Here is an 8,392-nt window from a genome sequence, read left to right as displayed (position 1 = left end):
GCCCCGCCCGTCCTGCTTCAGAAGTCCCAACCGCGCCTCAGCGCCGCCGGTGAAGGGGGTTCTAAGGTTAAGACAGGAGAGGCGCAAGCGGATTCGGTGAGGTTTTTTGAATTTTCTTCAACAATAGCCGCGCGGCCCTTATTTTATTGATCATCGTGAGCGAATTATTTGTCGAACACACCCATTAGGCGGGGCAATCTAAATGCGTTACATACATTATATATATACACCCTCAGAAACCCACTTTTCGAACACGGCCGACTCGCACGCCCCGAGTCACTGATTCAACAGGCAGAATCGCGCCCACGGCAGCGTTATGAACCCTTTCTTCAGTGCGACTTCCCCCGTATAAGGCAACGGGTTCGCGCAAGAGTCGCGAAAGATACGTTATTTAAGTACAGGAAGGCGACAGATGGCTGGTTTCGGGGGATTGTTTTCGTCAGACATGGCGATCGACTTAGGGACCGCGAACACGCTGGTTTATGTCAAAGGCAAAGGTATCATCCTGTCTGAACCTTCGGTGGTCGCCTATCACGTCAAAGACGGCGTTAAAAAAGTCCTAGCAGTTGGCGAAGACGCGAAACTGATGCTCGGCCGTACACCTGGTTCCATCGAAGCGATCCGCCCGATGCGTGACGGTGTCATCGCTGACTTTGATACGGCAGAGGAAATGATCAAACATTTCATCCGCAAAGTTCACAAGCGCACCACGTTTTCGAAACCAAAGATCATCGTTTGCGTACCGCATGGCGCCACGCCCGTTGAAAAACGCGCGATCCGTCAATCGGTTCTATCGGCTGGTGCACGCCGTGCCGGTTTGATTGCCGAACCCATCGCAGCGGCGATTGGCGCAGGTATGCCAATCACCGACCCAACCGGTTCGATGGTTGTCGACATCGGTGGCGGTACGACCGAGGTGGCCGTTCTATCGCTGGGCGACATCGTTTACGCGCGTTCGGTGCGTGTCGGTGGTGACCGCATGGACGAAGCCATCATCAACTACCTGCGCCGCCAGCATAACCTGCTGATTGGTGAGGCAACTGCCGAGCGGATCAAAACTTCGATCGGGACTGCGCGTATGCCTGATGACGGACGCGGTGCATCGATGCAAATCCGAGGCCGCGACCTGCTGAACGGTGTTCCGAAGGAAACCGAAATCAGCCAAGCGCAAGTTGCAGAAGCGCTGGCAGAACCAGTCCAGCAAATCTGCGAAGCCGTGATGACCGCGCTAGAGGCGACGCCTCCGGATCTGGCGGCAGATATCGTTGATCGCGGCGTTATGCTGACGGGTGGCGGTGCGCTGTTGGGTCAGTTGGATCTGGCACTGCGCGAACAAACCGGTCTGGCTATTTCGGTTGCAGATGAATCGCTGAACTGCGTTGCATTGGGCACCGGCAAGGCGCTGGAATACGAAAAACAACTGCGTCACGTCATCGACTACGATAGCTAATCCCAAGGGGGCCCCGTGGCACGCGAAAACCAACGCGAAGATGCCTATTTTGCCCCCTTGCGGCGTTTGCTGATCGGGGTGCTGCTGTTTCTTTTGCTGGCCATTTTTCTGGTTTGGCGGATCGATAGCCCGCGTGTCGAACGGTTCCGATCTGCGGTTTTGGACCGCGTTGTTCCATCTATGGAATGGGTTATGGCCCCCGTTGCGGGCCTGACCCGCATTGCCTCAGACTTCCAATCTTATCAGCGTCTGCTGGAACAGAACGCGGATTTGCGCCGCGAATTGCAGCAAATGAAAGCCTGGCGCGAGGCTGCCCTGCAGCTAGAGCAGGAGAACGCCAAGCTATTGGATTTAAACAATGTTCAGCTGGACCCATCACTGACCTATGTTACTGGCATCGTGCTGGCGGACAGCGGATCGCCCTATCGCCAATCGGTTTTGTTAAACGTTGGCGAACGCGACGGGATCAGGGACGGTTGGGCTGTGATGGACGGCATAGGCCTAGTTGGCCGGATCGCGGGCGTCGGCCAAGAAACATCGCGCGTTCTATTGTTAACGGACACATCCAGCCGCGTACCGATCATTATTCAAGGTTCGGGTCAGCGCGCATTGCTGATTGGTGACAATTCCAAAAACCCGCTGATCGAATTTTTAGAAAGCCCAGATTCCGTCCGCCCCGGGGATCGCGTTATTTCATCTGGTGATGGCGGCGTTTTCCCTGCTGATTTGCTGGTTGGGCAGGTTGTTTTGGGCAATGATCGCCGTTTGCGCGTTCGTATGTCGGCAGATTACGAACGTCTGGAATTCTTGCGCGTCTTGCGCAGCCAACCACGCGAGGTGATCGAAAACGCTGGCGATCTATTGGCGCCCGAAACGGACAACCAGCCCAGTTTCACAATCACTCCGCAGCAGAGCACGGACGGATGAACGAAATTCAAACAACACGCCGCTGGGTCGGTCGGGTGATGTTTGTCGTTCTCAGCTACATCATCCTGTTTGCCCAGCTGATGCCGTTGTCGACCGAACCGTCGCAATGGGCGCCGCCTGATGTACTGATGCTAATCACCATGGCGTGGGTCGTGCGCCGTCCCGATTTGGCCCCCATCGGGCTGATTGCACTGGTCCATTTTTCAGCTGACCTACTGCTGCTACGGCCGCCCGGATTGTGGACCGTATTGGTTATTTTCAGCACCGAAATCCTGCGGGCGAAATCATCGGAATTTCGGTCTTTGGCCTTTCCGTTCGAATGGCTGTCCGTGGCCGGCACTTTGATCGCGCTGTTTTTTGCTCATCGCATAGTTTTGATGATCATGTTCTTGCCTCAGGCCCCTATTATGTTGACGTTGTCGCAACTGCTGATGACCATTTTGGCTTATCCTTTGGTCACGTTTTTGTCCTATGTCGCATTCGGCGTCAGCCGCCCAGCATTGGGCGAAGTTGACGACAGAGGGAGACGCCTATGAAACGACCACCCAAAGATAATTTGGCATCCAACCGCGTTATTTCGCGGCGCGCATTGGTTGTGGGCGCAGGCCAATTGGCGATCGCGGGCGTGTTGACCATGCGTATGCGGAACCTTCAGCTGGAACAGGCAGATACTTTCCGCCTTCTTGCCGATGAAAACCGCATCAATATCAAACTTTTGCCGCCAGCCCGCGGATTGATCTACGATCGCAATGGCGCATTGGTGGCAGGCAACGAACAGAACTATCGGATCACGATGACCCGCGAAGAAGCAGGCGACATCGAAGAGGTTCTGGCCAATCTTGCGCAGTTGATCCCGCTGTCGGACACGCAAATTGCCGAAGCCGTTCGGGAAATGAACAACCGCTCGGCCTTTGTGCCTGTGACCATCGCGGACCGTCTTAGCTGGGATGACATTGCCAAAGTGACCGTAAACGCCCCAGCATTGCCGGGTGTGACCGCGGATGTGGGCCTTAGCCGGTTTTATCCTCGTGGTGCGGATTTGGCGCATGTTGTGGGATATGTCGGGCCTGTATCTGACTATGACCTTAGCCGCATCGAATCCCCTGACCCTTTGTTGCAGATTCCGAAATTCCAAATCGGGAAAACGGGTATCGAAAACAAAATGGAAACCGAACTGCGCGGATCCGCTGGCACCCGCCAGATCGAGGTCAACGCGATCGGCCGCGTCATGCGCGAACTATCCCGCGAAGAAGGTATTCCCGGATCCGACCTACAATTGACCATCGACGCTGACCTTCAGCGCTATGTCGAAGCCCGATTAGACGGCGAATCCGCAGGGGCCGTGGTGATTGATCTAGAAAACGGCGATCTGCGGTCCATCGTATCGTCGCCGTCGTTTGACCCGAACCTATTCGTGCGCGGGATATCCGTTGCGGACTGGCAGGGGCTGAACGAAAACCCCTATCGCCCCCTTGCGGCCAAAGCGGTCCAAGGTATCTACCCGCCCGGATCGACGTTTAAGATGATAACGGCACTGGCCGCCGTCGAAGACGGGGTCGTTGATCCCGAAGAAACGGTTCTGTGTCGCGGATACACCGAAGTCGCAGGCACTCGTTTCCACTGTTGGAAATCGGGCGGCCATGGAAATATGAATTTGCATGATAGCCTAAAACATTCATGCGACTGTTATTATTACGAAATTTGCCAACGTGTCGGCATTGATAAAATCGCGGAAATGGCGCGCCGTTTTGGGCTCGGCATCCGCCACGATTTGCCATTGTCTGCGGTCGCATCTGGGCTTGCCCCGGATAAAGAATGGAAAACATCAACCCACGGCGAAGATTGGCGGATCGGTGATACGGTCAACGCGTCGATCGGACAGGGCTATGTGTTGGCATCGCCCCTACAGCTGGCTGTTATGGCTGCGCGTATCGCAACAGGGCGCAACATCACGCCGCGCTTGATCAACGCCATAGACGGCGTGCGCGTCCCCGTCCCCGAAGCAGAACCGATTGGCGTAAATGAAAATTCTTTACGGCGTATTCGGGCCGCGATGGATGCTGTGGTTAACAGCAACCGCGGCACCGCTTATGGCGCGCGCATCACCGAAACCGAAATGCGTATGGCGGGAAAAACAGGCACATCACAGGTACGCCGCATCACCGCCGAAGAGCGCGCGCGCGGCGTCACAAGCAATGCCGATTTGCCGTGGGAACGCCGCGACCACGCGCTGTTTGTCAGCTTTGCGCCTGCTGACAATCCCAAATATGCCGTTGCTGTGGTGGTCGAACATGGCGGCGGTGGTTCAGCAGTGGCTGCGCCAATCGCGCGCGACATCGTGCTTCAGGCCCTATACAATGGTCCGCCGCCGCTGTCTGCATACCCATCAGCGGTACGCGGCCGCATTTCAGAACAACAACGTAAAATCGAAGAACATATTCCGCCCGGTTTTATCGCAATGAATGATCGCGCGTGACATGAGTTACCTAGAACATAACGTCAAATCCGTCCCGACGGGGCTGCGCAAATTACTGTACCTAAATTGGGCAATCGTTTTGCTGCTGACGGCAATCGCGGGATCCGGCTTTGTCATGCTGTATTCCGTTGCAGGCGGATCGGTGACGCCTTGGCTGCAGCCGCAAATGGTGCGCTTTGTCATGGGATTGGCGGTGATGCTGTTCATCGCAATGGTGCCGATTTGGTTTTGGCGCAACGTATCCGCATTCGGATATGTCGTATCTTTGCTGTTGTTGGTGGCCGTTGAACTATTCGGTGAAACCCGCATGGGGGCGCAGCGTTGGATCAATCTGGGATTTATGGTGTTACAACCGTCCGAATTGGCCAAGATTACATTGGTTATGTTTTTGGCGGCTTATTATGACTGGCTCCCGCTGAACAAACGATCCCATATCATCTGGGTCGTCATCCCTGTTTTGATCATCATGGTGCCATCGGCATTGGTCATTAATCAGCCTGATTTGGGCACCGCATTGTTGATGATGATCGGGGGCGGAACGATCATGTTCTTGGCTGGGGTGCATTGGGGATACTTTGCTTTTGTCATCGGCAGCGGGGTCGCCATGATCTGGGCGGTGATGGAATCGCGCGGCCAAACGTGGCAAATCTTGAAAGACTACCAATATCGCCGGATCGAAACATTTCTGGACCCATCCCAAGACCCGCTGGGCGCTGGGTACCATATCACACAAGCCAAAATCGCGCTGGGGTCAGGCGGCATGACCGGTCGAGGCTTTATGCAAGGCACACAGTCGCGCCTGAATTTCCTGCCTGAAAAACACACCGATTTCATTTTCACCACATTAGCCGAAGAGTTCGGTTTTATCGGCGCCTCAGGATTGTTGGCCCTGTATATCGTGCTGCTGGCCTTCTGTTTCATTTCCGCGCTTCAGAACAAAGATCGGTTTGGGTCGCTGGTGACTCTGGGCATTGCGATGACGTTCTTTTTGTATTTCGCCGTGAATATGTCGATGGTGATGGGCATGGCGCCCGTCGTCGGTGTTCCTTTGCCGATGGTCAGCTACGGTGGGTCCGCCATGCTGGTGCTGATGGTTGGTTTCGGATTGGTCCAAAGCGCACACGTCCATAGGCCCAGATAATGATCAACATCCTGTTTTCCGCCCGTACCGAATTATGGCCAACTTACCGCGATCTATTACGGGATGCGTTCGCGGATCAGGGGTTGGATGTTCATCTATCCAATGACCTACCGCCAAAGGATGTGGATTACATTATCTTTGCACCGAACCCGCGTTTGACGGATTTCACCTCCTATATTCGCTGTCGGGCTGTGTTCAGCCTGTGGGCGGGGGTCGATACTATCGTGCAAAACGAAACCCTCACAATGCCGCTGTGCAGATTAGAGGATCCGGGCCTGACCCAAGGGATGGTTGAATGGGTCACGGGGCACGTCCTGCGGCACCATTTGGGGATGGATCGTCAAATCCTGAACCAGAACGGCGTATGGGATCCCGTTGCGCCGCCTTTGGCATCCGATCGACCGATAACGGTGTTGGGCATGGGCGTATTGGGTGCAGCCTGTGCGCAATCGCTGGCATCCATCGGATTTCCGGTGACAGGCTGGTCGCGCACGCCGAAAAACGTGGATGGCGTCACATGCATCCATTCAAACGATCCAAGCGATGCGCTGCTGGGCGCCCAAGGCGTGGTTTTGTTGCTGCCTGCAACGCCCCAGACCGAAGGTGTTTTGGACGCAAATGCATTGAACGCGATGGCAAAGGGCGCGTTTGTGATTAACCCTGGACGCGGTGCGCTGATTGACGATGCGGCGCTGCTGAACGCACTGGACAGCGGCCAAATTGGTCACGCCACACTGGATGCGTTTCGGATCGAACCTTTGCCCGCCGACGATCCCTATTGGGCCCACCCGCAAGTCACCGTTACGCCGCATATCGCCAGCGAAACCCGCCCTGCCACAGCCGCAAAACAGATCGCTGCAAATGTAAAACGCGCCGAAACCGGCGCGCCTTTGATGAATTTGGTTGATAGAACCCGCGGGTATTAACGCAGTTTTGGCGGCGAATTAGGATCCATGCCTGGGTTCGACCCCGGGATACGAGCCTCCTGCGGTTCAGGCTCTGGCAGGTCAAACCCGATGCCAACTCGTTTCAAACGCTCTGCGAACTGGCTGTTTTCGGGAACAAAGGTCACATCCAACATACCTGCATCAATGCCCGAAAAGGTCAGCGCTTCGGCAACCGCATTGGCCAGTGCATGTTCGGCCCCTTCGGTGACGCCAATAAAGGTCAGGATGTGGCTTTTGTTCCCGTTGTCATAGGTCACGCCAGCCAAATACGCTGATTTTGCCAAACCTGCGGCGCTGGCCAATTTGCGATCCAAACCCGTCAATAACGTTTCCGGCAACCCTTTGGGCGCCGTAATTTCAACGGGGCGCGCCATCTGTTCCTCTGGCGCGTTGCCCAATGTTTCCATCAGCCAATCAATGGCCGCAGGCGGGATCAGGATCGACGACGCCTGCCCCAAATTCACGCCCATACCGATATTTTGCCCCATCAACATTTGCGCCAGACCTCGGCCAGACACAGCCGCATAGGACGCGGCACGTTCCGCGAAATCGGCCAACCGTTCTTCGCGGTCGAAAACCAACACGTATTGGATGCCGTCGGCCTCGATCACTTCGGGGGTAATGTCATCATCCGCTTCGGGTTCCGAGGCAAGCAGCAAAAACAATTCGCTATCCGCCAGACGTTCGTAAAACCGCAAACGTGCTGCGTCGTCTTCGGGAGCGGCTTCCATCGCGGCGTGGGCGGTATCGATTTCAGTTGTCATCTAGAACCTCTTGAACGCGGGATCGCAGAACGGGCAACAGGTCTGCCTCGAACCACGGATGTTTCTTGACCCATGCCGTATTGCGCCATGACGGATGAGGCAAGGGGATCACGTGGGGCAAATGGTCATTCCAACGCGAAACAATGTCTGTGACGCCCGTTTTACCCAAATGCCATTTCATCGCATGCCCACCCACCAAAAGGGTCAGCTGAATGTTGGGCAAGGTTTTCATCACCCGTTCACGCCATGTTTTCGCACATAGGGCGGGCGGCGGCAGGTCGGCCCCTTTGGCGTCATATCCCGGAAAACAAAACGCCATGGGAACAATCGCGATTCGCGAGGTGTCATAAAAAACGTCTGGGTCGATCCCCATCCAATCGCGCAACCTGTCGCCCGAAGGATCGGTGAAAGGACGCCCCGATTGATGCACCCGCATTCCGGGCGCTTGGCCTGCGATCAAAATCCGCGCATCGGGCGAAAACCACGTCACTGGGCGGGGCACATGTTGCGTGTGCGTTTGGGCAAAACGATCCGCGCACAATCGACAGTTCGCGATTTCATGGGTCAGATTTTCCATAAAGATGCCTACCGCAGTCAAAGACGCGGCGCAAATGGACAACTTGCAATCCAAAGGAGTTATAAAACTACACCGCACGTTGTGATTGACGTTAGATTAAGTTATGCGCG

The 8,392-nt window shown here is 55.5% G+C and carries 8 protein-coding genes; 6 read left to right on the top strand and 2 right to left on the bottom strand.

Features of this window, described 5'->3' with window-relative positions; all coding sequences use genetic code 11:
* Positions 1-412: 412 nt before the first annotated feature.
* The 6 genes from ACXAGA_RS16330 to ACXAGA_RS16305 are packed head-to-tail and all read left to right on the top strand — an operon-like array spanning position 413 to position 6,920.
* Positions 413-1,450: a rod shape-determining protein gene (locus ACXAGA_RS16330; RefSeq protein ID WP_086452553.1), complete on the top strand. Its 1,038-nt coding sequence runs from the start codon at positions 413-415 to the stop codon at positions 1,448-1,450.
* Positions 1,451-1,465: 15 nt separating this feature from the next.
* Positions 1,466-2,377: a rod shape-determining protein MreC gene (mreC, locus tag ACXAGA_RS16325; protein WP_475118534.1), complete on the top strand. Its 912-nt coding sequence runs from the start codon at positions 1,466-1,468 to the stop codon at positions 2,375-2,377.
* The gene (locus tag ACXAGA_RS16320) at positions 2,374-2,913 is read left to right on the top strand and encodes a rod shape-determining protein MreD (RefSeq protein ID WP_475118533.1); all 540 of its coding nucleotides are present in this window, start codon (positions 2,374-2,376) and stop codon (positions 2,911-2,913) included. The genes mreC and ACXAGA_RS16320 overlap by 4 nt, the downstream gene beginning before the upstream one ends.
* On the top strand, positions 2,910-4,853 hold the full coding sequence (gene mrdA, locus ACXAGA_RS16315) for a penicillin-binding protein 2 (protein WP_475118532.1): 1,944 nt from the start codon (positions 2,910-2,912) through the stop codon (positions 4,851-4,853). Before ACXAGA_RS16320 ends, mrdA begins: the two co-directional genes overlap by 4 nt.
* A gap of 1 nt (position 4,854) precedes the next feature.
* The gene (rodA, locus tag ACXAGA_RS16310; RefSeq protein ID WP_475118531.1) at positions 4,855-5,994 is read left to right on the top strand and encodes a rod shape-determining protein RodA; all 1,140 of its coding nucleotides are present in this window, start codon (positions 4,855-4,857) and stop codon (positions 5,992-5,994) included.
* The gene (locus tag ACXAGA_RS16305; RefSeq protein ID WP_475118530.1) at positions 5,994-6,920 is read left to right on the top strand and encodes a 2-hydroxyacid dehydrogenase; all 927 of its coding nucleotides are present in this window, start codon (positions 5,994-5,996) and stop codon (positions 6,918-6,920) included. Before rodA ends, ACXAGA_RS16305 begins: the two co-directional genes overlap by 1 nt.
* Here the strand turns inward: ACXAGA_RS16305 and ACXAGA_RS16300 are convergent.
* Positions 6,917-7,705 carry an SseB family protein gene (locus ACXAGA_RS16300; RefSeq protein WP_475118529.1) on the bottom strand — a complete coding sequence of 263 codons (789 nt, stop codon included), beginning with the start codon at positions 7,703-7,705 and terminating at the stop codon, positions 6,917-6,919. The genes ACXAGA_RS16305 and ACXAGA_RS16300 overlap by 4 nt on opposite strands.
* A complete protein-coding gene (locus ACXAGA_RS16295; protein WP_475118528.1) occupies positions 7,695-8,282 on the bottom strand; it encodes a uracil-DNA glycosylase family protein in 588 nt (195 codons plus the stop codon). Before ACXAGA_RS16295 ends, ACXAGA_RS16300 begins: the two co-directional genes overlap by 11 nt.
* Positions 8,283-8,392 lie beyond the last annotated feature (110 nt).

The organism is Marivivens sp. ABH4_498, from assembly GCF_056160585.1.
This window is presented reverse-complemented; position numbering and strand designations above follow the sequence as displayed.

Coding starts and splice junctions, on each gene's coding strand:
- ACXAGA_RS16330 (WP_086452553.1), top strand. CDS start 413: ATGGCTGGTTTCGGGGGATTGTTTTCGTCAGACATGGCGATCGACTTA.
- ACXAGA_RS16320 (WP_475118533.1), top strand. CDS start 2,374: ATGAACGAAATTCAAACAACACGCCGCTGGGTCGGTCGGGTGATGTTT.
- mrdA (WP_475118532.1), top strand. CDS start 2,910: ATGAAACGACCACCCAAAGATAATTTGGCATCCAACCGCGTTATTTCG.
- rodA (WP_475118531.1), top strand. CDS start 4,855: ATGAGTTACCTAGAACATAACGTCAAATCCGTCCCGACGGGGCTGCGC.
- ACXAGA_RS16305 (WP_475118530.1), top strand. CDS start 5,994: ATGATCAACATCCTGTTTTCCGCCCGTACCGAATTATGGCCAACTTAC.
- ACXAGA_RS16300 (WP_475118529.1), bottom strand. CDS start 7,705: ATGACAACTGAAATCGATACCGCCCACGCCGCGATGGAAGCCGCTCCC.
- ACXAGA_RS16295 (WP_475118528.1), bottom strand. CDS start 8,282: ATGGAAAATCTGACCCATGAAATCGCGAACTGTCGATTGTGCGCGGAT.